The organism is Streptomyces sp. NPDC004838 (genome assembly GCF_053600955.1).
The window spans coordinates 23,926-48,918 of record NZ_JBSGAW010000037.1 but is presented as its reverse complement, the minus strand read 5'-3'; the positions used below and the strand labels follow the sequence as shown (position 1 = coordinate 48,918).

The following is a 24,993-nucleotide window of genomic DNA, read 5'->3' as shown; positions in this document are numbered from 1 at the left end:
GCCGCCGTGCCCCGCGACCGCCGCCTGTGGACTCCTCGTCGGACTCGGCGGTGGACTCTCCGCACCATCAGCGGTTGGCCGCCAGAAGGGCTTGCGCCCGCCGGGAGAGTGCTTCGCGCACGTCTTTCGGGGACAGCACGGTCAGCTCGGTGCCCAGGCTGAGGAGGTAGGCGGCCAGGTACTCGGCGCTGTTGCCGCCGATGCGGACCACGGTGGCTTCGGGGCCATCGGGGCTGTGGGTGCCGATGGTGGGCGGGACCGCTTCCAGGGCGCGGTCCAGGGGCAGCGGAAGGCGGATGGTCGTGTACACCGGGTAGTTGACGCTCGCGATGCCCTGGGAGACCAGCTGTGCTGCCTCGGGGGGATCGGTCAGGTCGGCCGGTTCGGTGGTGGGGTGCACGGCCGTCACCCGGTCGGCGCGGAACGTGCGCCACTCCTGCTTGACCACGTCCCTGGCCACCAGGTACCAGCGAAGACCGGTGTGGACCAAGCGGTAGGGGTCTATCTCCCGGACGGTGGCGCGACCGGCGTGGTCTCGGTAGGACAGGGTGGCGCGCAGCTCGCTGCTGCAGGCCCGCGCCAGTTCCAGCAGCATCGGCATACCGATCTGCGGTTCGCCGGAGCGGGGGGTGTGATCGAGGGCCCCCTCCAGTGCCGCCATCTGGTCCCCAAGGTGTTTGGGGAGGATCTGGCGGAGCTTGATCAGCGCTGAAAGGGCGGCTTGACCGGTGCCGAGGACTCCGCTGAGAGCGGCCTCCCGCAGGCCGACGGCGACGGCCAGAGCCTCCTCGTCGTCCAGCACCAGCGGTGGCATCCGGGCACCGGGAGTGAGCCGGTAGCCGCCCCAGGGGCCGGGCTCGGACTCGACGCCGTAGCCCAGGTCCCGCAGCCGGGCGATGTCCCGGCGGATCGTGCGGTCGGTGACCGCCATCCGCTCGGCCAGTTCACGGCAGGTCCACACCGGGCGCGTGGACAGCAGTGACACCAGGCGCAGCAGGCGGGAGGAAGTCCTGATCACAATCACGAGTGTCCACCATGACCAGGACACTGACTGTCCTGGTCATGGCCTACCGTCCGGCTCCATGAACACACCTGAGATACGTCTCCTCTCCTTTGACCTCGACTGCCTCGACCCGGACGAGCTGGCGCGCTTCTACGGCAGCGCCCTGGATTTGCCCGTGCTGTTCCGCAGCGACGACTTCGTCCTGCTCGGCAGGGAAGGGGCGCCCGGGCTAGGCTTCATCCGCCAGGCCGACTTCCAACCCCCGACCTGGCCCGATCCCGCCCGCGGCAAGCAGGCACACCTGGAACTCGGCGTCGACGACCTGGACGCCGCACAGGAGCGGATGCTCGCCCTGGGCGCCACGCTGCCGTCCTTCCAGCCGCGCCCCGACGTATGGCGGGTACTCCTGGATCCGGCAGGTCATCCCTTCTGCCTGTCGACACACGGAGTCTGAGCCGCCTCTGGCTTCGACCTCCTATGCGGCTTCCTCGCCGGAACCGTCCTCGTGCTTGACCGCCCAACGCCTTCACTTCGAAGGGAAATGTGGAGGCGGTGGCAACTGCAGTGAGCCTTCGCCAACTTGAAGGTGCAGGTCAAAGCGCTGGTGTGCGGGTCTGGCGGCGCTTCCGGTACGGTTCACGCATCCGCAGCTACCTCCGCGGACGAACGTTTCGGCCCCCCGAACCGCCCGCCGAGGGCTCGCCGGTCGTGCCTCGCGACCGCCGCCGGTTCCCGCCGCCACCGCCGGTTTCGCCACCTGTGAATTCCTCAACGGCCTCCTCAACAGCCTCATCGGTGGACCTTCACCGGTGGACTCTCACTGCACGTCGCCCCAAAGGAGGTGCTCCGCATGGCAGCGGAGTCACAGCAGTTCATCGTCATCACCGGCGGGCCCGGCTCGGGAAAGAGCACCTTGCTCGACCATCTGCAAGGAATGGGCCACGCCCGATCACACGAAGCCGGGCGCGGAATCATCCAGGACCAGATCGCCGTCAACGGACGCGCGCTGCCCTGGAAGGATCCGGCCCTCTTCGCCGAACTCATGCTCTGCTGGGAGCTGCGCTCCTACCGCATCGCCGCGGCGCAGTCGGCCCCGGTCTTCTTCGATCGCGGTGTCCCCGACATCGTGGGCTACCTGGAGTTGGAAGGACTGACCGTCCCGGATCACCTCCACACCGCCGCGAAGAGGTTCCGGTACCACCGCCGGGTGTTCATCGCACCGCCCTGGCCGGAGATCTACGAACAGGACGACGAGCGCCGACAGACCTACGGGGAGGCGGTGCGCACCTACGAGTCGATGGCCACCGCCTACACCGCTTACGGCTACGAACTGGTGCACCTTCCGCTCGCCCCCGTCGCGGAGCGAGCACGTTTCCTCATCTCGTCTCTCCGCTGAACGCACGGGGGTGCTCGTCGGGGGTGGGGCCTGGGGTGAGGAACGGCGCGCAGTGGGGACACGCGTACCGGATCGACCGGTCGATCCAGCCAACGGCTACGGGCGCGGTGGTGGGGCGTCCGCAGTGGGCGCAGTCGGCGGTGAACGGTTCCGGTACGCCGCCGGTGAGGGCGGCGACGATCACCCCGCCGCTCCGGTGAGGGCCTCCGCGCGGGCGGGCGGCGGGGTGGTCTCCAGTTCGGCCCATACGACCTTGCCGGGCCCCTCCCGTTCGGATACGCCCCACCGGTCCGCCAGCGTGTCGACGAGCCACAGCCCCCGCCCTCCGGTCGCGTCCGGCGCGGGTTCCTTCGGCGACGGCCGCCCCTCCCCCGCGTCGTGGACCTCGATCCGCAGACCGCCGGGCGACCGCGTGCACCGCGTCTCGATCTCCCGCCCCGGCGTCATGACCGCGTGACACACGGCGTTGGTGAGCAGCTCCGACAGCACGAGCAGCGCCGCGTCCTCGATGACCGTGAGCCCCCAGCGCGCCAGCGCCTTGCTCAATTGCGCGCGGGCCAGCCCGACACAGCTCGGATGACGGCTCCACCGCGACACCACGGTGTCGCCACCGCCGCACGGTCCGTTCGTCGGCATGGCTGCGCTCCTCTTCGGAAGGGGAGGTGAACAGAGCACCTCAAGTTAACCGGAATCATCTGATCCTTAGTCAGATCAGGTGAAATGCAACGGTTATGGGAGTTCAAGCCTGACGGGTCGCCGTTATTTTCAACAGGCCAAAAGCGTGCCAACGACGGACTGTCACAAGGAGACGGCCATGGGACGACGCAACGACAAGCCGGGCGAAAAGGCCGGAGCCACCACATCCGCCGCGTTGTTCGGCGAGTTGTTACGGGAACACCGCGACGGCGCGGGCATGTCGCAGGACAGGCTGGCGAGCCGGATCCCGTGTGACCGCTCCCTGATCGCCAAGATCGAGGCGGGCGCGCGGGTACCACAACAGCCCTTTGTCATCCGCTGTGACGAGTTGCTGGAGACCGGGGGGATATTGGCGCGGCTGTGGGCACGGATTGACTGGTACTCGCCAGCGGATCACCCGGATTGGTTCCGTAGGCGGGCGGCGATGGAGGCTGAGGCGACGGTCCTGCGCGTGTATCAGAACCAGGTCGTGCCAGGACTCCTCCAGACCGAGGACTACGCCCGAGCACTGTTCTTGACCCGTGCCCCGAACACTCACGATGCCGAGGAAAGAGTCGCTGCACGCCTCAGCCGACAACAACGCCTTCTACTCCCGGACGGGCCACTGCTGATAGCCGTCCTGGACGAAAGCTCACTGCGGAACGTGGTCGGGGATGCCTCGGTCATGAGGGACCAATGCGCCCGCCTTCTCACCATGGGGCGCCGATCGAACATCTGGGTCCAAATCGCACCGGCCAGTCGGCCCCTCGATCGGCCTGACACATCACTGTCGCTGATCACGCTGCCCGATGGGCATCAGTGGGTCTACTCGGAGTCGCTAGACCGAGGCCATTTCAGCGACGATCCAACCGTCTACGCCCGGCATGCCCAGACCTATGATGTGCTCAGAGCGAATGTTCTGTCCGCTGGCGAATCTGCCGCTCTGATCAGCGACTTCATGGAAGGGCACTCCGAAAATGGACCAGAATCTCAGTGCGGCGACATGGATCAAAAGCAGCTACAGCGGCGCAAACGGCGGCGACTGCATCGAGGTGGCCCCCGGATACACAGACATCGTCCCCGTACGTGACAGCAAGACCCCCACCGGCCCGGCCCTGCACCTGACACCCAACGCCTTCGCCGGACTCGTCACGTACGCCAAGAACGCCAGCATCTGAACCACCGCGCCAACCGGCCCCGCCAGTCCCTCACTCGGGATTGGCTGGGCCACCCCCGTACAGTCCGCAGCTCTGATCAGCGACTTCACGGAAGGGCACTCCAACCATGGAACACGACCTCCGCGACACGGCGACATGGATCAAAAGCAGCTACAGCGCCGCCAACGGCGGCAACTGCGTAGAGGTGGCCCCGGGGTCCACTCTGGCGACCTGGGTCAAGAGCAGCTACAGCGGCACCAATGGGGGCAACTGCATAGAGGTAGCCCCCAGGCACGCCGTGGCCACGTGGGCCAAGAGCAGCTACAGCGGCTCCAACGGCGGTGACTGTATCGAGGTGGCCTCCGGGCTCACCAATGTCGTCGCTGTCCGTGACAGCAAGAACCCGTCCGGCCCCCGCCTGCACCTGACACCCAACGCCTTCGCCGGACTCGTCACGTACGCCAAAAACGCCAGCATCTGAACCACCGCACCAACCGGCCCCGCCTGCCCTCGTCGTCATCGATGTCGCGGACCGTACTCGCTCAGCACCACCACGGCTTCCCCGGCGTGCGCCGCAGGCGAGTGTCATTCCGTCGGCGTGCCGATCCGAAGCCGGTTGCCGTCAGGGTCGCGCAGCTCGATCTCACGCGCCCACGGAGCGTCCTTCACCTGCACACCGAACTCGGAGGCGATGGCCTCGACGTCACGAACGCGGAGGTAGACCAACGTGTCGGGGCGGGCGTCGCCCTCGTGCTCCGACAAGAACAACCGCACCTCGCCCCGGGCGACCTCCACGAACGCGGGAAATCCCGGTTCGAAGCGGTGTTCCCACTCCTTGGCGAAGCCCAGCCGCTCGTACCAGGTGACCGCCGCCGCAGAGTCCTCGACGCGAAGAATGGGAATGACCGCCTCGTTCATGGAGCCATCGTCGCAGACCCTCCTGCGGGCTCAGATCCTCCACACGGGTCTGGATCCAGTACAGGTTGCCCTGCGCATCAACGGACACGACGTTCGTCGATGTGAGTACGGCATGGGCTCCGTCGAAGCCGACGAAACCGCCGATATATCGTCTTCTCGGACAACACCATGAACTGCACCAAAGACGCCGTCCATGACATCGAGGTCCTCATCACCATGATCGACCGCGAAGCCGTCTTCGGTCACAAGGTGCTCACCCGGCACGTGGAGAACCCATGAACGACCTGCCCGACATCCGTTTCATGCCCGCCACCGAGCTGGCCCAGCGCATCCGCAGCCGCGAGCTGTCACCCGTGGAGGTGATGGAGAGCGTCGTCTCCCGGATCGAGGAGCGCAACCCGGAGATCAACGCCGTCGTCTACAAGGGGTACGACGAGGCCAGGGAGCGGGCGCGCGCCGCCGAGAAGACGGTGCTGAACGCCGACCCGGACGAGCCGCTCGGCGTCTTCTACGGGGTGCCGACGCTGATGAAGGACCTCTTCGACTCCAAGCCCGGCTGGCCCACCACCTTGGGCGGCATCCGCGCGCTGGCCGACTACGTGCCCCAGCACTACTGCGTGTGGGCGGAGCGGATGGAGGCCGCCGGAGCGATCATCGTCGGCAAGACCAATGCTCCCGTCCTGGGCTTCCGGGGAGTGTCCGACAATCCCCTCTTCGGCCCCACCGGCAATCCCTTCGACCCGACGAGAAACGCCGGAGGCTCCTCCGGCGGCAGCGCCGCCGCGGTCGCCGACGGCATGGTCCCGTTCGCGGAGGGCACGGACGCGGGGGGCTCCATCCGGATCCCCTCCTCCTGGTGCGGAGTCTTCGGGTTCAAGCAGTCGGCGGGTCTGGTGCCGGCGGCCATCCGGCCCAACGCCTTCGGCGGGATCAACCCCTTCGTCCACGAGGGCATGATCACGCGTACGGTCAGGGACGCCGCGGTCGGGCTCGGGGCGCTCGCCGGGGCCGACCCCCGCGACCCGTTCAGCTGGGGAGCTCCCACGGACTTCTCGGCCTTCCTCGGCCGGGAGGTGCGGAACTGGCGGATCGCCTACAGCCCCGACTTCGGCACATACCCGGTCGATCCCGAGGTCGCGGCCGTCGTGGCGGAGGCCGTCCGGGTTTTCGAACGTGCGGGCGCCAGCGTCGAGAAGATCGACATGGACTTCGGGCTCAGCCACGGTGAGCTGACCGATTTGTTCTACCGGATCATCGCGGTCTCGAACATGGATGCGATCTACAACCTCAAGGAGCAGGGTGTGGACCTCCTCGGCGCGCACGCGGCCGACATGCCCAGGGAACTCCACGAGTCGGTGGAGACCGGTGCGCGGCTGACCGGCCTCGACTTCGTCCGGGACCAGGCTCAGCGTTCCCATGTGTACGACGTTCTACAGAACGTGTTCACCGACTACCAGCTGCTGCTGACGCCCACCGTCGGGGTGACGGCGGTCGCCAACACGACGGACGGCGACACGAAGGGCCCGACCGAGATCAACGGCGAGCCGGTCAGTCCGCTGCTCGGCTGGTGCCTGACCTACATCATGAACATGACCGGGAATCCCGCCGCCTCCGTCCCCGCCGGACTCACCGCCCAGGGCATGCCGGTGGGTCTGCAGATCATCGGACGGCGGCAGCACGACGCCGACGTCCTCGCAGCCAGTGCGGTGTTCGAGGGCATCCAGCCGTGGCACCACACCTACCCGGGCGCCGACGGCTCCCCCGCCGGCTCCCGCTGAGAAGCGGTAACCGGAGCGGACTCACGGTCTCGGACCGGAGCCGGGTCTGTCTCTCATGCCTGACCGTCGGTTTGTCCGGAACGCGGAACGGGCCTCCGGCTGATGCCGGAGGCCCGTTCGCCGCAGGACCGTCGGGCGGGGCCTGGGGCGGGCTTGGGGCGGGTCGGCTCAGGCGAGGGTGTTCAGCATCGCTTCTTCGACGTGGTCGGCGGCGTTGCGGTGACCGAGGGCGTTGGGGTGCACGAAGGACAGCTGGTCAGGGGCGGTGATGAAGCCCTCCATCCACTTGCCGGCGTCACAGACGCTGTGGTTCTGGGAGGAGTCGTAGAGGTCGACGAAGCCGGCGGCTGCCTGTGTGCCGGTCGACTTCTCAATGGTCGCGTTGAGGGGTTCCAGGACGTCCTGGCGCAGCCAGTCCAGGTCGCCCTGGGTGATCGAGCCGAACTGCGTCAGGTCGTTGTAGCGGCACTTGGAGGTGTCCTTGGGGACGATCGTGGGGTAGCCGACAGCCAGGATCTTCGCGTGCGGGGCGCGCTCGTGGAGCACGTTGAGCATCCGGTCGTACTCCTGGCTCACCTTGTTCAGCCTGTCCGGGATCCCGGCGGCCAGGGCGTCCTTGCACGGGGTGCCCACGCCACCGCTTTCCTGGCCCAGCTCCGGGCACTTGCGGAGGATGTCGGCGAAGCCGAGGGTGTTTCCGCCCACGCCGACGGTGATCACGTCGGTGCCGGGGCCCACCGCCTCGGACTGAGGCGGCACCGCGGGGAAGGGGTAGTCCGGGTCCTCGACGAAGGGCGGCAGGTGACGGCCGATCGGCTGCTGGGCCTCATCGGTGACGTTCTCGATGGTGGCGGCTCCGCAGCTGACGTTGGTCAGGTCGAAGAGCGAGCCGAGGTCGCGGTCGATCACCTGGGGGTAGGACCGGTCGGTGCGCTCACAGCCGTCGCGCGGGATTTCGAAGGTGTCGCCCGCGGCCCGGATGACCCCGGCGGTGTAGGAGTCACCCAGGGCGACCCACTGGCGGTCCGCCGCGGCGGCGGGCTGAGCCCCGACGAACTGCGCGGGGACGACGGCGCCGGCGGCGAGAGCGGTGGCCGAGCCGAGCAGGGCCAGACGGGTACGGAAGCGTGCCACGAGTTCTCCAGACAGAAGGTGCTGCTACCACTTCGGATACGAACGGAGAGCAACCGTATTCACAGCATCCGACACTGAGAGTCACATTTGGACGATGGGTGCACCTTCTGTGAGCACCTGGGTTTTCCGCGTGTCAGCCGTACCTGCCCCTGGGGATGACCGCTTTGGTGCGCTCCTTGCGCGACATGGGCACCGCTCTTGATCGTTTACGGGATTCCGGACGGACACACGTCCCGTCGGTGGCTGTCTTGTTCTTGATCACCGACAGGGTCGCCCTTCCCCCTTTCGTGGCCGGTCAGGCACCGACTCCACCTGTACCGGTGAGTCCACCGAATCGCCGACGCCGCCTCAGCACCAACCGGCCCCGCCAGCCCGACATTCAGGAGTGACGGAGCCGTCCCGTACAGGGCATTGACAGTGCTCACACCGGCCGCGATCGTTCCCTCTGAATGTGAGGGGAGTGGCCGTGGCCGGAGCGCTCAGCGGCGAGTACACGGTGGGGCGAGCGCTGTGCGGAAACGGCGGGAAAGCCGGGTGTCCGGGGCGTGTGCCGTCGGGGCGGGCCGTTGCCGTCGAGGCGATCCGGGTGACGCGTGCGACGCGGGTTCTCAGGGCGCTGTACGTGGTCGGTCCATGGCTCCCGGCCCGGATCTCGCGGTGTTCCACGCCCCTGGCGGTGACGCCGTCGCCCCGGCCCTGACCGTCCCGTATCGGATTCCCGGGGACGCGGGGCCGGTGGCACGTACCGGCCTGGCGTTCCCGTCACTAAGGAGAGCCGAGTTGAATCCCTCATCCGCCACCCCGCCCCACCGTATGGACCTCCGCGGCGGCTGCCCGCACGCGGTCAACACCCGGCTACGCGCCCGGAACGCCGTGGCCGAGGTCTTACTTCCCGACGGCGTCCCCGGCATGGTCGTGCTCGGCCATGAGGCGCTCAGGGAGTTCCTCTCCCACCCCGACGTCGCCAAGGGGCCCGAGTACTTCACCGCGCTCCGGGACGGCCGGATTCCCGATGGATGGCCGCTGCGGACCTTCGCCACCGTCCCCGGAATGCTCACCGCCGACGGGGATGAACACCGCAGGCTGCGTTCGCTGGTGAGCAAGGCGTTCACCGTACGGCGGGTGGAAGCCATGCGGCCGAAGGTGGAGGCCGTCACGGCCGGGCTGCTGGACGGGCTGGGCGAGGCGGCACGGGCGAACGGCGGCGTCGTCGATCTGCGGACCCATTTCGCACTGCCGCTGCCGATGAGCGTGATCTGCGAGCTGTTCGGCGTGGATCCCGAGCACCAGGACCGGTTGCACCGGCTGTCCGAGCGGATCGTGAGCACCTCGACCGGCCCGCAGGAGGCGATCGCGGCGAACCAGGAGATGATCCAGGCCCTCTCCGGCATCGCGGCCACCCGTGCGCGGAATCCGGGCGACGATCTGACCAGCGCGCTGATCGCCGCGCGTGAGGACCACGGCGACCGGCTGAGCCAGCCGGAGCTGATAGGCACCCTGCTGCTCTTCGTCGTCGCGGGCCATGAGACCACCCTCAACCTGATCACCAACGCCGTACGGGCGCTCTGCGGCCACCGCGACCAACTCGCGCTCCTGCTCTCCGGCAAGGCGTCCTGGGCGGGCGCGGTGGAAGAGACCCTGCGCTGGGACAGCCCGGTCAGCTACTTCCCCTTCCGGTACCCGACGCGGGACATCACCCTGAGCGGGACGGTCATCCCGAAGGGCACCCCCGTACTCGCGGGCTACTCCGCCGCCGGACGCGACCCGGGCTCCCACGGCCGGGACGCCGACCGCTTCGACGTGACCCGGGTCCCGGCGACCCGCCATCTCTCGCTCGGGCACGGCGCGCACTACTGCGTGGGCTCCCCGCTGGCCCGGCTGGAGACGACGATCGCGCTGGAGCGGCTGTTCACGCGTTACCCGGAACTGGATCTCGCGATTCCCGAGGCGGAGCTGCCGCGCCACGCCGGTTTCGTCGGGAACAGCGTGGAGGTGCTGCCGGTTCGGGTGGGCGGGGCGGCCTGACGCCTGGGGCGCCATGGCGCGTACGGATTCGGGGGGCGCTCACGGGGGCGGTGGGCGCGGCGGATCGTGCGGGGGCACGCACGGGCGCGGCGGATCGTGCGGGGGCACGCACGGGCGCGGCGGATCGTGCGGGGGCACGCACGGGGGCGGCGGGCGCGGCGGATCGTGCGGGGGCGGCGGATCGTGCGGGTGGGCCGTTCCGTCACGCGTCGAGAACAGCCAGGTGGAGCCGGAGCAGACGGGCGGGATCGGCGATCACCTCGTACGCCGTGATCCTTCCGCCCTCGATCGTGAGGGCGAGTACGCGCATCAGCCGTCCGTGCGGGGCAACGACGACCCCCACGGCTCCGTTCACGAGCGCCGGTTCCGCGAACCGAGCCATCCGCCCGAGGACCATGGTCTCCTCCGCCACGTTCCGCGCGCCGCGCGCTTCCGTCGCCACGCCCGGCGGGAGGGCGGCGCGGTCGGCCCGGCGTACGACGTCGGGGTCCAGCACCGCCAGCAGCGCGTCCAGATCGCCGCTGCGCGACGCGGCGAGGAAGGCGTCGACGACCAGCCGGTGCCGGGCCAGATCGGCCACGGGCAGCGCCGCCGAGCCCTTCACCCGTTGGCGGGCACGGCTGGCGAGCTTCTTCGTGGCGGCCGTCGAGCGTTCCACGATGGGAGCGATCTCGCCGAACGGCACGGCGAACATGTCGTGCAGGACGAACGCGATCCGCTCCGCCGGCCCCAGGGTGTCCAGCACCACGAGCAGCGCCCGGCCGACCGAGTCGATCAGCACGGTCTCGTGCTCGGGGTCGCCTCCGTCGCCGAGGTCCGCGATCCGGTCGGGCATCCACTGCCCGACCGGATCCTCCTGCCGTGACGCGCGGGAGCGGAGCATGTCGAGGCAGACCCGCGAGACGACCGTCGTCAGCCAGGCCGCCAGATTCTCGATGTCGTCGGCGTGGACACGGCTGAGGCGCAGCCAGGACTCCTGGACCGCGTCGTCGGCATCGGTGAGCGAGCCGAGCATCCGGTAGGCGACCGCTCGCAGACGGCTCCGGTGCGTCTCGAAGCGTTCCGCCAGCCCGTCCCGCTCGTCCATCGGTCACCTTTCCCGCTCGCGGTGCGTCGATCTTATGAGGCACCGGGCGCGGCCGATGTGACCGTCCCGCCCGGCGGCCTCACCGTCCTGCCGCCTTCCTGTCGGCGTACGGCCCTTCCAGGCATACGGCCCTTCCAGGTGTACGGCGCGTACACCCCTCGTGCGCCGGACCTGACCGGACTGGCCGGGCCCGGACCGACCGGGCCTTCGCCGGCCCCGGCCCCGATCCCTGCTCCGGCCTCGGCCTCGGCCTCGGCGGCAGGAGAAACCCATGATGAGGAGATATCCATGACGAACACCGTTCAGCCGACCGCCCTCGACCAGCCGCTGCTGCGGCGGGCGGACTTCGGTGACCTCTCGCTGCCCAACCGGGTGGTGATGGCCTCGGCCACCCGTGCCCGCGCGGCCAACGACGGGCTGGTGCCGACGGAGCTGCACGCCGCGTACTACGCCCAGCGGGCCGCCGCCGGGCTGATCATCACCGAGGGGACCTGGGTCTGTGAGCGGGCCATCGGCTTCGCCAACGTCCCCGGCGTCTACAGCGAGGAGCAGGTCGCCGGGTGGCGGCGCGTCACCGACGTCGTCCACGCGCTCGGCGGCCGTATCGTGCTCCAGCTCTGGCACAGCGGGGCCGTATCGCACCCTGATCTCCTCCGGGGAGAACTGCCCGCCGGGCCGTCCGCCGTCAACCCTCGGGAGATGTCCTTCACCGCGGACGGCTTCCGGGAGACGGTCGTCCCCCGCGAGATGAGCGTCCCGGACATCGAGCGCACGATCGCGGACTACCGCTCGGCCGCGGCGAACGCCCGGCGCGCGGGGTTCGACGGGGTCGAGATCCATGCCGTCGGCCCCTTTCTCATACCGCAGTTCCTCAACCCCCGTCTGAACCACCGCACCGACTCCTACGGCGGGAGCGCAGCCGGGCGGCGACGCCTGCTGCTGGAGATCATCGACGCCGTCGCCGTCCCGTGGGACGGACGGAACATCGGTGTCCGGCTCTCGCCCTACTGGAATGTCGGCGAGCTGTTCACCCCCGACGACCGGACCCTCGCGGACTACGACGAGCTGGTGGCGGAGCTGCGCGACCGTCCCGTGGCGTATCTGCACCTCCAGGGGCGGCAGCTCACTGATCCGGGCGACGCACCCGACTTTGAAGCGTTCGCACGCTACCGACGGCTGTTCGACGGCCCCCTGATCGCCAACCTCGGTTTCGGCCACGGCTCCGGGAACGCGGTCATCGAGGCGGGGATCGCGGACGCGGTGTCGTTCGCCAGGCACTTCATCGCCAACCCCGACCTCGTCGCCCGCTTCGCGCTGAGCCGCGACCTGACGCTCGGGGACCCGTCCACGTACTACTCGGGCAATGCGGACGGCTACCTCGACTACCCGATGGGCGGCTGGCACGACGACGCCCGATAACAAGGACGCGCACGGCGGGCGGGCGGGACGGGCTCCCGAATCCAGGGCGGGCGGATGGACGTAGACGAGCGCCTGCATGGATCGCAACATTGATCGCAACATGGAAATGACCGTAGATCGGCCCACTGACATCCGCGGCCGCGGGAGCGGGCGTTCCACCGGTCCGGTCTATGTCGAACATGCGGTTCTGCCTGGTCGGAGGCGGTTCTGGCGACTTCACGCCAGTACCCGGAGCCATCGCGTCCGGCTCCCGCCGCGCCCACCGGGACTCCCGCGCCGCCCAGCCGCGCCCACCGGCTCCCCGACCTGCCACGGCCGACACTCCTGTCGGCCAACCCCGGTGTGCGCTGCGGTCGTACGCCTCTGGGCCAGACTTGCGCTCGATACGCCCGCCCGTACTCCGAACGCCCCGCCCCTACGCCGCCGTCTACCGCTGAAGGACCGACCCCATGCCGTCAGAGCCCACCCCCGCACCCGCGCCCGCCCACGTCACCTCCCATGTCATCGCCGTCACCGGAGCGAGCGGCAAGATCGGCGGGCGGGTGGCGCGCCGGCTCGCCGAGCGGGGAGCCGCGACCCGGCTCCTCGGCCGCGCCCCCGCGCGGCTGCCCCGGCTCGCGGGCAGTTCCATCGCCCCGGCCGCCGCGTACGGGGACGGCGAAGCGATGCGGCGCGCCTGTGACGGGACGCGGACCCTGTTCCTGGTCTCCGCGCACGAGTCGCCGGGCCGGGTCGCCGAGCACACCGCCGCCGTGGACGCGGCGGTCGCGGCCGGGGTCGAGCGGATCGTGTACCTGTCGTTCCTGGGGGCGTCGCCCGAGGCCACCTTCACCTTCGCCCGCGACCACTGGCACACGGAGGAGTACATCCGCGCGTCCGGGCTGCGCCACACGTTCCTGCGCGACAGCTTCTACCTCGCCGCGCTCGCGGGCATGGCCGGGGCGGACGGGGTGATCCGGGGGCCGGCCGGAAAGGGGCGCGTCTCGGCGGTCGCACACGACGACGTCGCGGACGCGGCGGTCGGCGTACTCCTCGGCGACGGCCATGACTCGGTGACGTACGAGATGACCGGCCCGTCGGCGATCACCCTCGCGGAGGCCGCCGCCGAACTGACCAGGTTCGCCGGGCGCACGGTGACCTATGTGCCCGAGAGCGAGGAGGAGGCGTACGCCTCGCGGTCCGGCTACGGCGCGGAGGAGTGGGAGGTGACCGGCTGGGTTACCTCGTACGAGGCCATCGCGGCGGGCGAGATGGCGACCGTCTCCGACGCCGTGCCCAAGCTGGCGGGCCACCCGGCCCAGAGCTTCGGCGAGTTCCTGCGGGCCAACCCCGGCGTCTACCGGCATCTGCGGCCCTGACCCGTCCCCGACGTCTGGCGTTCCCGACGTCTGGCGTTCCTGGCGTCCGGTTTTCCTGGCGTCCGGTTTTCCTGGCGTCCGGCGCCCCCGACGTCGTGCGGACGGGGGCGCGGCGGGTTTCAGGTCCGGCGTCCGTGACGCCATACGTCCCGCACCAGAGGGACCCCCGGCCGGTACGCCAGATGCACATGGCTCGGCGCGTCCAGCACCACGAGGTCGGCCCGTGCGCCGGGGGCGATCCGGCCGATGTCCGTACGTCTCAGGGCCGCCGCACCGCCCGCCGTGGCCGACCACAGCGCCTCGTCGGGGGTCATCCCCATGTCGCGTACGGCGAGGGCGACGCAGAACGGCATGGACGAGGTGAACGACGAGCCCGGATTGCAGTCCGTCGACAGTGCGACGGTGACCCCCGCGTCCAGCAGCCGCCGGGCGTCCGGCCACTCGGCCCGAGTCGAGAACTCCGCGCCCGGCAGCAGGGTCGCGACCGTGTTCCCGTCGGCGAGGGCGTCGACGTCCTGCCGGGTGAGGTGGGTGCAGTGGTCCGCGCTGGCCGCGTCCAGTTCCACGGCGAGTCGTACTCCGGGGCCGTGACCCAGCTGGTTGGCGTGTACGCGGGGGACGAGCCCCTTCGCCCGGCCCGCCGTCAGGATCGCGCGCGCCTGGTCCCCGTCGAACGCGCCCGTCTCGCAGAACACGTCGACCCAGCGGGCGTGGGGCGCGCAGGCGTCCAGCATCTCGCCTGTGACCAGCTCCACGTAGGCGGCCGGATCGTCCGCGTACTCCGGCGCGACGATGTGCGCGCCGAGATAGGTCACCTCGTCCGTGTGCCGCGCGGCGATCCTCAGCGCGCGGGCCTCGTCGTGGGTGGTGAGCCCGTATCCGGACTTCGTCTCGAACGTCGTCGTCCCCTGGCGGAGGGCTTCGCCGAGATAGCGGACGAGGTTCGCCTCCAGCGCCTCGTCGGTGGCGGCGCGGGTGGCGGCGACGGTCGTACGGATGCCGCCCGCCTCGTAGAGGCGGCCGGACATGCGGGCGTTGAACTCCTGGGTCCGGTCGCCCGCGAACACGAGGTGCGAGTGCGAGTCGACGAAGCCGGGGACGACGGCTCGGCCCTCGGCGTCGTACACCTCGTCGGCGGCCGGGGCGGTCGCGGCGGGGCCGGTCCAGGCGATGTGGTCACCCTCGATGAGGACGGCGGCGTTCTCGACGAGGTGGAGGGGGTGGGTGTCACGGTCGCCCTGCTCAGGGTCGTTGGTGACGAGGCTCCCGATGTTGGTGAGAAGGGTGGTGCGGGGGTCGCTGTCGCGACCGGTGGTGGTGCGAGGGGCGCTGCCGCTGCTGGTGGGGGTGTCGGTGTTCATGGCTCCCTTTCCGTGAGTACTACGAGGTGTCCCCCGCCCTTCCCTTGGCCGGGGCGGTCTCCTACGGCGCGTCCGGCACCGGAGCGTGGGCTCCAGACCGGACCGCCCGGCGACCCGCGACCCGGCGACCCGCGACCCGGAAACCCCCGACCCGGCGACCCGGCGAGGACCGACCGCATCCAGCCACTCCGGCAAGCCGAACCCGCCAGCCCGCGCAGAACCCGCCGCCTCCAGCCCGTCCGGCGTCTGTGAACGGACCCGAATCGTGGTCCGGGCCGCGTGGCCGTGGGACGGCCGGGCCTGCCAGGCCCCGTCACGTCCCCCGTCCCCCGTCCCGCGAACGAGGACCGCCCCGCGCCCCGAACGCCGACGGGACCGGCTTCCGACACCCCGCCCTCACCGCCGCAACGCGGCAATCGTCGCGGCGAGTTCCGACGCCGCGTCCGGCACCAGAGCGTGCGCCCCGGACCGGACCACCCGGCGGCCCGCGACCACCACATCGCGGACATCGGCCGCCGTCGCCGCGAACACCGCCGTCTCCGCCCCGAGCCGCGCCGCCGGGCCCGCGGTGCGGACGGTGTCGAGGGCGAGGGTGGTGAAGTCGGCGAGCGCGCCGGGCTCCAGGCGGCCCGCGTCGGGACGGCCGAGGGCCGCGTGGCCGTCGGCGGTCGCGGCGCGCAGCAGTGCGGCGGCGGTCCAGTGGCCTCGGGTGCGGGTGCGGAGGCGTTCGTTCAGTTCGAGGGCGCGGGCCTCTTCCAGGAGGTCGATGACGGCGTGACTGTCGCTGCCCAGGGAGAGGGTGGAGCCCTCGCGCTGGAGGGCGACGGCCGGGCCGATGCCGTCGGCGAGGTCGCGTTCCGTCGTCGGGCACATGCAGACGCCCGCCCCCGCCGCGCCCAGGACCCGGATGTCGTCGTCCGTGAGATGCGTCGCGTGGACGGCCGTCGTCGTCGGCTTCCAGAAGCCGGCGCGGTCCAGGAGCCGCGTCGGCGTGCAGCCGTGGACGGCGAGGCACGCCGCGTTCTCGGCGGGCTGTTCGGAGAGGTGCACATGGACGGGTACGCCGTCGGTGCGGGCCGCGAACTCCTCGTACCCGTCGGTCGTCGAGAACGCCCGTACGGAGTGCACCGCCGCGCCGATCAGCGCGTGCCCGCTCGGCTTGAGCCGGGACCAGCGCTCGTACCAGCCGTCCGCCGAGCCGTCGCCGAACCGCAGTTGCGGTCCCTCGAGGGGCCGGTAGCCGTCGCGGGTGAGGCCGCCGTGGAGGTAGACCGTGTCGAGGAGGGTGATGCGGATGCCCGCGTCGGCCGCCGCCGCGATGAGGGCTTCGCCCATCGCGTTGGGGTCGGCGTACGGGACGCCGCCGGGGCCGTGGTGGAGGTAGTGGAACTCGCCCACCGCCGTGATCCCGGCGAGCGCCATCTCCGCGTACACCGCTCGCGCGAGCGCGAAGTAGCTGTCGGGGGTCAGCCGGGCGGCGACGTCGTACATGATCTCGCGCCAGGTCCAGAACGTGCCGGTGCCGACCTGGGCACTCCCCCGCAGCGCCCGGTGGAAGGCGTGCGAGTGGGTGTTCGCCAGGCCGGGGATCGTCAGGCCGCGCAGTACTTCCGCGCCCGGCGGGGGGCTCTCGGTCCCGGTGCGTACGGCGGCGACGCGGCCGTCCCGTACGTCCAGCGCGACGCCCGGCTCGACATGGGTGTCCAGCCAGGCGTACTCCGCCCAGTAGGTCACGGGTGCGTCCTGCATGCCAGGCCCTCCAGTACGTCGGCGAGCGCCAGCACCCCGGCCACGCAGTCGTCCTCCGCCGCGAACTCGGCCGGGGAGTGCGAGACGCCCGTGGGGTTCCGTACGAACAGCATGGCGGCCGGGACCGCGGCGGACAGGATTCCGGCGTCGTGTCCCGCGCCCGTGCCGAGGACGGGGATCCGTCCGCCGAGGACGCGGTTCAGCTCGTCCCGCAGGGCGTGCTCGAACTCGACGACCGGGGTGAAGGACTCCCGTACGACGGTGAGGTCCACTCCGTCGTTCCGGGCGCGGTCCCGCGCGGCCTGTTCGATCGCGGCGACGACCGTGTCGAGGGTGGTCTGGTCCGTGGCGCGGGAGTCGAGCCAGCCCCGGACGAGGGACGGGATCGCGTTGACGCCGTTGGGCTCGACGGAGACCTTGCCGAAAGTGGCGACCGCGCCCGCGAGTTCGGCCTCGCGGCGGGCGGTGAGGACGGTCTCGGCGTAGGTGAGCATCGGGTCGCGGCGGTCGGCGAGGCGGGTGGTGCCCGCGTGGTTGGCCTCGCCGTGGAAGTCGAACCGCCAGCGGCCGTGCGGCCAGATCGCGGAGGCGATGCCGACGGGGGCTCCGGACAGATCGAGGGCGCGGCCCTGTTCGACGTGGAGTTCCACGAACGCGCCGATGCGGGAGAGCCGTTCGGGGTCGGGGCCGATGGCGTCGGGGTCGTGGCCCGCCGCCTCCATGGCCTGCGGGAGGGTGACGCCGTCGGCGTCCCTCAGCGCGTACGCCTTCTCCTTCGTCAGCTGTCCCACGGTGAGGCGGGAGCCGACGCAGGCGAGTCCGAAGCGCGCGCCTTCCTCGTCGCCGAAGTTGGCGATCGCCACCGGTCTGGTGAACTCCGCTCCCCGGCCCCGGAGTTCGTCGAGCGCGGCGAAGGAGGAGACGACGCCGAGCGGGCCGTCGAAGGCACCGCCGTCCGGTACGGAGTCGAGGTGCGAGCCGGTGACGACGGCGTCCCCGGCGGCCGGGTCGCCGAGCCAGGCCCACTGGTTGCCGTTGCGGTCGGTCTCGTAGGCGAGCCCGCGCGCGAGGGCCTGTTCGCGGAACCAGGCCCGGCAGTCGGCGTCCGCGCCGGTCCAGGCGAAGCGCCGGTAGCCGTGGCTGTGCCGGTCGCGGCCGACGGGAGCGAGCTGCCGCCACATGGCGTGGAAGCCGGGGCCGGGGCCGGGAGCGGAGTCAGTACCGGGGCCGGGGCTGGTACGGGAGCCGGGGCCGGGGCCCTCGCCTCGGCCCGCGCCCGTACTGGATCCCGTACCGGAGGCCCCGCCTCGGCCCGCGTCCGACCCCGTACCGGATGGTCCCGTACCGGAGGCCCCGCCTCGGCCCGCGTCCGACCCCGTACCGGAGGAGCCGTCCGCCGCAGGAGTGGTCACTCCGAGCCCTCCCCCATCGGTACGCGTACGCCCTTCTCCTCCGCCACCGACTCGGCCAGGTCGTACCCCGCGTCGACGTGCCGGATGACGCCCATCCCCGGATCGTTCGTCAGAACCCTGCGCACCTTCTCGCCCGCCAGCTCCGTGCCGTCCGCGACCGTCACCTGACCCGCGTGGATGGAGCGGCCCATGCCCACTCCCCCGCCGTGGTGGATGGAGACCCAGGACGCGCCGGAGGCGACGTTCACCATGGCGTTCAGCAGCGGCCAGTCGGCGATCGCGTCCGAACCGTCGAGCATCGCCTCGGTCTCGCGGTACGGGGAGGCGACCGAACCGCAGTCGAGGTGGTCGCGGCCGATGGCGAGGGGCGCGGCCAGCTCGCCGCTCGCGACCATGTCGTTGAAGCGCTCGCCCGCCCGGTCGCGTTCGCCGTAGCCGAGCCAGCAGATACGGGCCGGGAGCCCCTGGAAGTGGACGCGTTCGCCCGCCAGCCTGATCCAGCGGTGCAGGGACTCGTTCTCCGGGAACAGCTCCAGGATCGCCTTGTCCGTCTTGGCGATGTCGGACGCCTCGCCCGAGAGGGCCGCCCAGCGGAACGGGCCCTTGCCCTCGCAGAACAGCGGCCGGATGTAGGCGGGTACGAAGCCGGGGAAGGCGAAGGCCCGGTCGTAGCCCGCGAGCCTGGCCTCGCCGCGGATGGAGTTCCCGTAGTCGAAGACCTCCGCTCCCGCGTCCATGAAGCCGACCATCGCCTCGACGTGACGGGCCATGGACTCCCGCGCCCGCCGGGTGAAGTCGGCGGGCTTCTCGGCCGCGTACGAGGCCATGTCGGCGAAGTCGACGCCGCTGGGGAGGTATGAGAGCGGGTCGTGGGCGCTGGTCTGGTCGGTGACGATGTCGATGGGCGCGCCCATCGCGAGCAGCCGGGGAACCACGTCCGCCGCGTTGCCGAGGACGCCGATGGAGAGGGGGCGGCGGGCGTCGCGGGCGTCGGTCGCGAGCTGGAGGGCGTGTTCCAGCGAATCGGCGCGTACGTCGAGATAGCGGTGCTCGATACGGCGGTCGATGGCGCGGGGGTCGCAGTCGACGCAGATCGCCACGCCGTCGTTCATGGTGACGGCGAGGGGCTGCGCGCCGCCCATGCCGCCGAGGCCGGCGGTGAGGGTGATCGTCCCGGCGAGGGAGCCGCCGGCCGGGCCGCCCGCGCCCTTGCCCAGGGAGTGCAGCTTGGCGGCGACGGCCGCGAAGGTCTCGTACGTCCCCTGGAGGATGCCCTGGGTGCCGATGTAGATCCAGGAGCCGGCGGTCATCTGGCCGTACATGGTCAGGCCGAGGGCCTCGAGCCGCCGGAACTCCTCCCAGTTCGCCCAGTCGCCGACCAGGTTGGAGTTGGCGATCAGGACGCGTGGGGCCCATTCGTGGGTCTGCATCACACCGACCGGGCGGCCGGACTGGACGAGCATCGTCTCGTCCTGCTTGAGGGTCCTGAGCGTGCGGACCATGGCGTCGAAGGAGCGCCAGTCGCGGGCCGCCTTGCCGGTGCCGCCGTAGACGACGAGCTTGTCGGGGTGTTCGGCGACCTCGGGGTCGAGGTTGTTCTGAAGCATGCGGAGGGCGGCTTCCTGCTGCCATCCCAAGGCGCTCAGTTCCGTACCGCGCGGCGCCCGTACGGGGCGGGGTCCTGACATGGAGACGCCTCCTCGCGACTCGAATTATTCACATCCTGATCCCCTGAATAGTTCTAGTCAACAGGTCGCGCCGGAGGAGGCCGGGTGATTGGCTTGCCCGCATGACCGTGGAACGCCGTGATCAAGCCGTCCGGGCAGCCGTCGAGCGGGGACTTCTCAGCGAGGAGCAGCCCGTCGTCGCCCTCCTCGACGTGGCCGGTGTGCGCGCCTCGGCCGCCTCCCTGCGGAACGCTTTCGCCGCCGTCACCGACGCGCCCGTCCTGCACGCCTTCGCCGTGAAGGCCGCGCCCCTGGTGCCCGTACTGGCCCTGCTGAACGCCGAGGGCATCGGCGCGGAGGTCGCGAGCCCCGGTGAGCTGGCGCTGGCGCGCGCGGCGGGCTTCGGCGCGGACCGCATGGTCCTCGACTCGCCCGCCAAGACGCCGGGCGAGCTGCGCGAGGCGCTCGCCCTGGGGATCGCGGTCAACGCCGACAATCCGCAGGAGCTGGCCCGGATCGACGCGCTCGTGGCCGGGGGCGGCGCGGACTCGGCACGCGGCGCGGACTCGGGAGGCGGTACGGACTCGGGAGGCGGTACGGGCTCGGCGGGCGGCGCGGGCTCGCGTGGGGGCACGGAATCAGCGCGCGGCACGGCCTCCCCGCTGGGGCTGCGGGTCAATCCGCAGATCGGCGGAGGGTCGATCGGCGCGCTGTCCACCGCCACCGCGACCTCCAAGTTCGGGGTGGCGCTGCGCGACGAGGGCGCGCGGGAGGCCGTCGTACGGATGTATCTGGACCGGCCCTGGCTGACGCGGCTGCACACGCACTCCGGCTCGCAGGGCGTTCCGCTGGACCGGATGATCGAGGGTGTACGGGAGGTGTACGCGCTCGCCGAGGAGATCAACGCGGCGGCCGGGCGTCGACAGGTCGACACGATCGACATCGGCGGCGGACTCCCCGTCAACTTCGCCTCCGACGAGACGACTCCGACCTTCGCCGCGTACGCGGCGCTGCTGAAGGAGCGGGTCCCCGGCCTGCTGGACGGGCGGTACGGGCTGGTCACGGAGTTCGGGCGCGCGCTGCTCGCCAAGCACGGCACGATCCTCACGCGGGTCGAGTACGCGAAGGTCTCGGGCTCGCGCCCCATCGCGGTCACCCACGCGGGCGTCCAGGTCGCCACCCGTACCGTCTACGACCCGGCCTCCTGGCCGCTGCGGATCGTCGCGTACGACGCCGGGGGGCTCCCCAAGCCGGGCGAGCCCGTGGCGCAGGACATCGCGGGGCCCGCCTGTTTCGCGGGCGACCTGCTGGCCGAGGCGCGGAAGTTGCCGTTGCTGGAGCAGGGCGATGTGGTCGCGGTGCTCGACACCGGGGCGTACTACTTCTCCAACCACTACGGGTACAACAGCCTGCCGCGGCCGGGGGTGTACGGGTTCGACACGGCCGCAGCAGGAAGCGGGAGCCGGAACGAGGGCGGGAGCGGGAGCGGGGCCGGGAGCCTCGGCGGGAACGAGCGCGGAAACGAGCGCGGGAACGAGCGCGGGAACGAGGACCGGAACCAGCGCGGGAACGACGTCACGGACGGGCGCGCGACCGGCGGCGCGGAGACCACCGCGCGGGACGAATCGGTGCGATTCTCCCTCGTACGGGCTCCGCAGAGCCTCGCCGAGATCGTCGCGGAGTCGGGCGGCGGCCTCGCGGACGCCCTGCTGTAGGCGCGGCGGGGGAGGCCCGGAGCGGTGGACGGGTAGCACCTGAAGTCGTTTTAGATGATCTTTACATGTTTTTCCGGAGGACCCCATTCCGCACAACACCCCTGGCCAGATAGGGTGTGTTCGAGCGCGGGCCCCCAGGGGTCCAGCTCTGAAACGACAAAAGCTGACGACTGGTGAGCGAACCTTATCGGGACAGTGGCAAGTTCCGATGGAATTTGCCACAACTCCCCACGACACCCGCAACGTTGCGTAACCTTTCCGTCACAGGCCCGCACATCAGTGCGCGGACCGCCGGAGGCGGAGAAGGGAAGCGACGTGCCCGGAATCGACGAGTGTCTGCTGGAAGCCATGCTGGTGCCGGGTGCGCGCGGGGCGTCCATCGTGGACTGGGTCAGCGGGCTCTCCCTCGGCACGGTCGGCGAAGCGCCGGGCGGCGACCACGAGGCGATGGCGGCGGAGACCGCCGAACTGTCGCGGGTGGCAACCGAGTACGCGGCCTTCGCGCTGCTGACCCCGAGGGCGGCCATCGCAGCCGCACCCTCCGGCACGGTACCTGACGAAACGGCACCCGCCGTCTATCCGCCCACTACAGACGGGCCGTCAGGAGCTGGTCCGGCCCACGAGAATCCGGCCGCCAAGGACGACGGGCCCCTCGTCGAGGACTTCATCGTCACCACCCGGACCTGCTACCACGTGGTGCGCTTCGTGGAGACCACCTTCGACAGCAGCGTCTTCCTCCATCTCTGGCTCGACCGGGACCTCGGAAATCTCGCGCTCGCCAGGATGCGGATGCAGAACCTCGCCGAGAGGCTGGTGCTCGGATGAGCGCCGCCGCCGTCTCCCCGATGCTCGTCAGGCTCGCGGACGAGCGGGCCACCGGGGTGCTGATCCGCGACCATGGCGCGCTGTATCTGGTGGACGGTCAGGTCGTGCACGCCGAGGCCCCCGCCGCGCCGGGCCTCGACGTACTGCTGACCGCGAGCGGGCGGCTGCGGCCCGACCGCTGGGAGGACGCCGTCGCCCAGGCGGGCGCGCGTAACGGGGTCGCCCGCTATCTGGTCGACAGCGGCCAGGTCGCCGACGGGGAGATGGAGATCTGCCATCTCGCCGCGCTGTACGACGCGGCCTACTTCGCGCTGGGACCGGCGGGCGGGCCGACCCGGTTCCGCTACGGCGTCCACCACTGGCTCGGCCGGGTGCGGCCGGTGCCGACCAGGGCCGTGGAGCGCGAGGCGCTGCGGCGCGGGCGGCTGCTGAACTCCGTATGGCCGCACGCCTCGGTCGACACCGCGCCGGTCGCCGTACGGGCCCAGCTCCGCGGGCGCGTGGTCAGTCCGCTGCGGCGTTCGCTGCTGGAGCTGGCCGACGGGGTGCGGACTCCGGCCGCCATCGCCCGCAAGCTGGGACGCCCCGCCTTCAACACGCTGATCGAGGTGCGCAGGCTCGCCGCTGAGGGCCTGATCGGCACGCCCGCGCCCACGCCTGTGCTGGTGCCTGTGCCCGCGACGGCGTACAGGTCGGGAGCCGGGACCGGGACGGCGTACGGATCGGGAGCCGGGACGGGGACCGGGACGGCGTACGGGTCCGGTGCCGGGACTGGGACCGGGACGGCGTACGGGTCCGGGGGCACGGCTTCGCCCCGGCACGCGCGGCCTTCGGGCCGGGGCCCCGAGAGCATCGGCTTCCGCGGCCCTCGCCCCGACGGCCGTACGGGCACGGGCGCCAACACGGACACCGCCACCGGTACGGGCGCCGGCAGGCGCGGCCGACTGCCGGACGACGGCACGGGAACGCGCGAGCAGGCACCGGACGATCCGGAGGCGCACCGGCAAGCGGCACTCGGCACCGAGACGTACCGACAGGAAGCGACCGGCGCCGAGACGTACCGGCAGGCACCGGGAGGCACCGGCCCCGGAACCCACGATCGGCAAGCCGCGGCCGGAGCCGAAGCCCACGGCCGCGCGCCGGACGGTACGGAGGCGCACCGGCGGACAGCGGGCGGTCCCGGATTCGACGGACTGGTATTCCCCGGTCCGGGCCCCCTGGGCCTGGGGCCGATGTCCCCACCGGACACCGCGCTGCTCCGCCGGATCCGCGACGCACTGGAGGCACCCCTGTGACGCCCCGCCCCGCCCACCACCACACCCCTTGCAGCACGGTCCGCACACCATGAGGCGCGCGTTGAGGCTGCGGGCCGAGAGGAGACAGCTCATGTCGGCCGAAGCCGATGTGCTCGCCGAACTGAAGCGGCTGCGCGTGCGGATGCCACAGCTCACCGGCGCGCTCGCCGCCAGCACGGACGGGCTGATACTGGCGTCCGACACCGGGGACGCGGAAGGCGTCGCCGCGCTGACCGCCGCCGCGCTCGGCGTCTCCGCACGGCTGACGGAGGCCACCGGACAGGGCGGCTTCCGCGAACTCCTCGTCCGGGGTGACCGGGGCTATGTCGCGACGTACGCGGCGGGCTCGTCGGCCGTCCTCACCCTGCTCGCCGGACCACGCGTCAACGTGGGCCGGCTCCATCTGGAGGCCCGGCGTTCGGGCGGCCGCATCGGCGAACTGGTCGATGGGGTCCTCGAACGGCCGGAGCCCTCCTGACCCACGAACGCCACCCCCACACGCACCACCGGACGGACTCCGAGTCCGTCCCGAACCACCGGACGGACCTCAACTCCGTCCCGAAACACCAAACCCTCACGCACGAGATCAAGCAGTACGAAGGGAAGTACGCCTCTCATGGCCAATACCGAAACCGCTCTCAAGGAAGCCACCTCGTCGATCGACGGCGCGCTGGGCGCGGCCCTCGTCGACTACACCAGCGGCATGGCCCTCGGCACCATCGGCGGTGGCAAGGACCTCGACCTGACGGTGGCCGCGGCGGGCAACACCGACGTGGTACGCGCCAAGGTGCGCACCATGGAACAGCTCGGGCTCAAGGACGGCATCGAGGACATACTGATCACCCTGGGCACCCAGTACCACCTGATCCGGCTGCTCAAGGGCCGCGGTATGGACGGGCTCTTCCTCTACCTGGCACTCGACAAGAACCGGTCGAACCTGGCGATGGCCCGCCACCAGCTCAAGAAGATCGAGGCCGAGCTGGAGGTCTGAGCCCTCTCGCCGAGGCCGTTCCGTGCTG

Annotated in this window: 22 protein-coding genes and 1 pseudogene; 14 read left to right on the top strand and 9 right to left on the bottom strand. The window is 71.1% G+C overall.

Translation table 11 applies throughout. The features are described from left to right. Positions 1 to 67: 67 nt before the first annotated feature. Positions 68 to 1,018 (bottom strand): helix-turn-helix transcriptional regulator, encoded by a 951-nt coding sequence (locus tag ACWEFL_RS31935; protein ID WP_451719413.1) that lies wholly within the window; start codon positions 1,016 to 1,018, stop codon positions 68 to 70. A 64-nt stretch (positions 1,019 to 1,082) separates the two neighbouring features. Here ACWEFL_RS31935 and ACWEFL_RS31930 point away from each other — a divergent pair, with 64 nt between their 5' ends. Both ACWEFL_RS31930 and ACWEFL_RS31925 read left to right on the top strand, forming a co-directional pair. After that, positions 1,083 to 1,457 carry a VOC family protein gene (locus ACWEFL_RS31930; RefSeq protein ID WP_451719410.1) on the top strand — a complete coding sequence of 125 codons (375 nt, stop codon included), beginning with the start codon at positions 1,083 to 1,085 and terminating at the stop codon, positions 1,455 to 1,457. 396 nt (positions 1,458 to 1,853) lie between these two features. Beyond that, positions 1,854 to 2,399 (top strand): AAA family ATPase, encoded by a 546-nt coding sequence (locus tag ACWEFL_RS31925; protein WP_451719408.1) that lies wholly within the window; start codon positions 1,854 to 1,856, stop codon positions 2,397 to 2,399. A 180-nt stretch (positions 2,400 to 2,579) separates the two neighbouring features. Here the strand turns inward: ACWEFL_RS31925 and ACWEFL_RS31920 are convergent, their stop codons facing one another. Beyond that, the gene (locus ACWEFL_RS31920; protein WP_451719406.1) at positions 2,580 to 3,035 is read right to left on the bottom strand and encodes an ATP-binding protein; all 456 of its coding nucleotides are present in this window, start codon (positions 3,033 to 3,035) and stop codon (positions 2,580 to 2,582) included. A gap of 178 nt (positions 3,036 to 3,213) precedes the next feature. Here ACWEFL_RS31920 and ACWEFL_RS31915 point away from each other — a divergent pair, with 178 nt between their 5' ends. The 3 genes from ACWEFL_RS31915 (at position 3,214) to ACWEFL_RS31905 (ending at position 4,712) form a co-directional block, all read left to right on the top strand. Beyond that, on the top strand, positions 3,214 to 4,164 hold the full coding sequence (locus ACWEFL_RS31915) for a helix-turn-helix domain-containing protein (RefSeq protein WP_451719404.1): 951 nt from the start codon (positions 3,214 to 3,216) through the stop codon (positions 4,162 to 4,164). Continuing rightward, positions 4,082 to 4,252 (top strand): DUF397 domain-containing protein, encoded by a 171-nt coding sequence (locus ACWEFL_RS31910; protein WP_451719481.1) that lies wholly within the window; start codon positions 4,082 to 4,084, stop codon positions 4,250 to 4,252. The genes ACWEFL_RS31915 and ACWEFL_RS31910 overlap by 83 nt, the downstream gene beginning before the upstream one ends. Positions 4,253 to 4,358: 106 nt before the next feature. Then, the gene (locus tag ACWEFL_RS31905) at positions 4,359 to 4,712 is read left to right on the top strand and encodes a DUF397 domain-containing protein (RefSeq protein WP_451719401.1); all 354 of its coding nucleotides are present in this window, start codon (positions 4,359 to 4,361) and stop codon (positions 4,710 to 4,712) included. A 104-nt stretch (positions 4,713 to 4,816) separates the two neighbouring features. Here the strand turns inward: ACWEFL_RS31905 and ACWEFL_RS31900 are convergent, their stop codons facing one another. Next, positions 4,817 to 5,149: a glyoxalase superfamily protein gene (locus ACWEFL_RS31900; protein ID WP_451719399.1), complete on the bottom strand. Its 333-nt coding sequence runs from the start codon at positions 5,147 to 5,149 to the stop codon at positions 4,817 to 4,819. A 275-nt stretch (positions 5,150 to 5,424) separates the two neighbouring features. On the opposite strand from ACWEFL_RS31900, the gene ACWEFL_RS31895 reads away from it, so the two are divergent. After that, positions 5,425 to 6,927, top strand: coding sequence for an amidase (locus ACWEFL_RS31895; protein ID WP_451719396.1), 1,503 nt, complete (start codon positions 5,425 to 5,427; stop codon positions 6,925 to 6,927). Positions 6,928 to 7,095: 168 nt separating this feature from the next. Here the strand turns inward: ACWEFL_RS31895 and ACWEFL_RS31890 are convergent, their stop codons facing one another. Next, positions 7,096 to 8,061: an SGNH/GDSL hydrolase family protein gene (locus ACWEFL_RS31890; RefSeq protein ID WP_451719393.1), complete on the bottom strand. Its 966-nt coding sequence runs from the start codon at positions 8,059 to 8,061 to the stop codon at positions 7,096 to 7,098. Between the two features lie 813 nt (positions 8,062 to 8,874). Between ACWEFL_RS31890 and ACWEFL_RS31885 the strand changes: the two genes are divergently transcribed. Further along, a complete protein-coding gene (locus ACWEFL_RS31885; RefSeq protein ID WP_451719478.1) occupies positions 8,875 to 10,086 on the top strand; it encodes a cytochrome P450 family protein in 1,212 nt (403 codons plus the stop codon). A gap of 202 nt (positions 10,087 to 10,288) precedes the next feature. On the opposite strand, the gene ACWEFL_RS31880 is transcribed toward ACWEFL_RS31885, so the two are convergent. After that, entirely contained in the window at positions 10,289 to 11,173 is an 885-nt protein-coding gene (locus ACWEFL_RS31880; RefSeq protein ID WP_451719390.1) for a sigma-70 family RNA polymerase sigma factor, read from the bottom strand. A gap of 288 nt (positions 11,174 to 11,461) precedes the next feature. Here ACWEFL_RS31880 and ACWEFL_RS31875 point away from each other — a divergent pair, with 288 nt between their 5' ends. After that, positions 11,462 to 12,592, top strand: a complete 1,131-nt coding sequence (locus tag ACWEFL_RS31875; RefSeq protein ID WP_451719387.1) for an oxidoreductase — start codon at positions 11,462 to 11,464, stop codon at positions 12,590 to 12,592. A 449-nt stretch (positions 12,593 to 13,041) separates the two neighbouring features. Then, positions 13,042 to 13,950, top strand: coding sequence for an NAD(P)H-binding protein (locus ACWEFL_RS31870; RefSeq protein ID WP_451719385.1), 909 nt, complete (start codon positions 13,042 to 13,044; stop codon positions 13,948 to 13,950). A 119-nt stretch (positions 13,951 to 14,069) separates the two neighbouring features. Here ACWEFL_RS31870 and hutI read toward each other — a convergent pair whose 3' ends face one another. The 4 genes from hutI to hutU form a co-directional block, all read right to left on the bottom strand. Continuing rightward, positions 14,070 to 15,311, bottom strand: a complete 1,242-nt coding sequence (gene hutI, locus ACWEFL_RS31865; RefSeq protein ID WP_451719382.1) for an imidazolonepropionase — start codon at positions 15,309 to 15,311, stop codon at positions 14,070 to 14,072. 396 nt (positions 15,312 to 15,707) lie between these two features. Next, a complete protein-coding gene (locus ACWEFL_RS31860) occupies positions 15,708 to 17,060 on the bottom strand; it encodes a formimidoylglutamate deiminase (RefSeq protein ID WP_451719379.1) in 1,353 nt (450 codons plus the stop codon). Then, positions 17,042 to 18,241: an allantoate amidohydrolase gene (locus tag ACWEFL_RS31855; protein WP_451719475.1), complete on the bottom strand. Its 1,200-nt coding sequence runs from the start codon at positions 18,239 to 18,241 to the stop codon at positions 17,042 to 17,044. Before ACWEFL_RS31855 ends, ACWEFL_RS31860 begins: the two co-directional genes overlap by 19 nt. 227 nt (positions 18,242 to 18,468) lie before the next feature. Continuing rightward, the gene (hutU, locus tag ACWEFL_RS31850) at positions 18,469 to 20,160 is read right to left on the bottom strand and encodes a urocanate hydratase (protein WP_451719376.1); all 1,692 of its coding nucleotides are present in this window, start codon (positions 20,158 to 20,160) and stop codon (positions 18,469 to 18,471) included. A 101-nt stretch (positions 20,161 to 20,261) separates the two neighbouring features. On the opposite strand from hutU, the gene ACWEFL_RS31845 reads away from it, so the two are divergent. The 5 genes and pseudogenes from ACWEFL_RS31845 to ACWEFL_RS31825 all read left to right on the top strand — a co-directional run bounded on the left by ACWEFL_RS31845 (position 20,262) and on the right by ACWEFL_RS31825 (position 24,965). Next, positions 20,262 to 21,854: a diaminopimelate decarboxylase gene (locus ACWEFL_RS31845; RefSeq protein ID WP_451719374.1), complete on the top strand. Its 1,593-nt coding sequence runs from the start codon at positions 20,262 to 20,264 to the stop codon at positions 21,852 to 21,854. 315 nt (positions 21,855 to 22,169) lie between these two features. Then, entirely contained in the window at positions 22,170 to 22,679 is a 510-nt protein-coding gene (locus ACWEFL_RS31840; RefSeq protein WP_451719371.1) for a hypothetical protein, read from the top strand. After that, a pseudogene (locus tag ACWEFL_RS31835) lies at positions 22,676 to 23,356 on the top strand (transcriptional regulator); the annotation flags it as partial. The gene ACWEFL_RS31840 and the pseudogene ACWEFL_RS31835, both read left to right, overlap by 4 nt. Before the next feature lie 667 nt (positions 23,357 to 24,023). After that, positions 24,024 to 24,452 carry a roadblock/LC7 domain-containing protein gene (locus ACWEFL_RS31830; RefSeq protein WP_451719369.1) on the top strand — a complete coding sequence of 143 codons (429 nt, stop codon included), beginning with the start codon at positions 24,024 to 24,026 and terminating at the stop codon, positions 24,450 to 24,452. A 138-nt stretch (positions 24,453 to 24,590) separates the two neighbouring features. Beyond that, positions 24,591 to 24,965, top strand: coding sequence for a hypothetical protein (locus ACWEFL_RS31825; protein WP_451719366.1), 375 nt, complete (start codon positions 24,591 to 24,593; stop codon positions 24,963 to 24,965). Positions 24,966 to 24,993 lie beyond the last annotated feature (28 nt).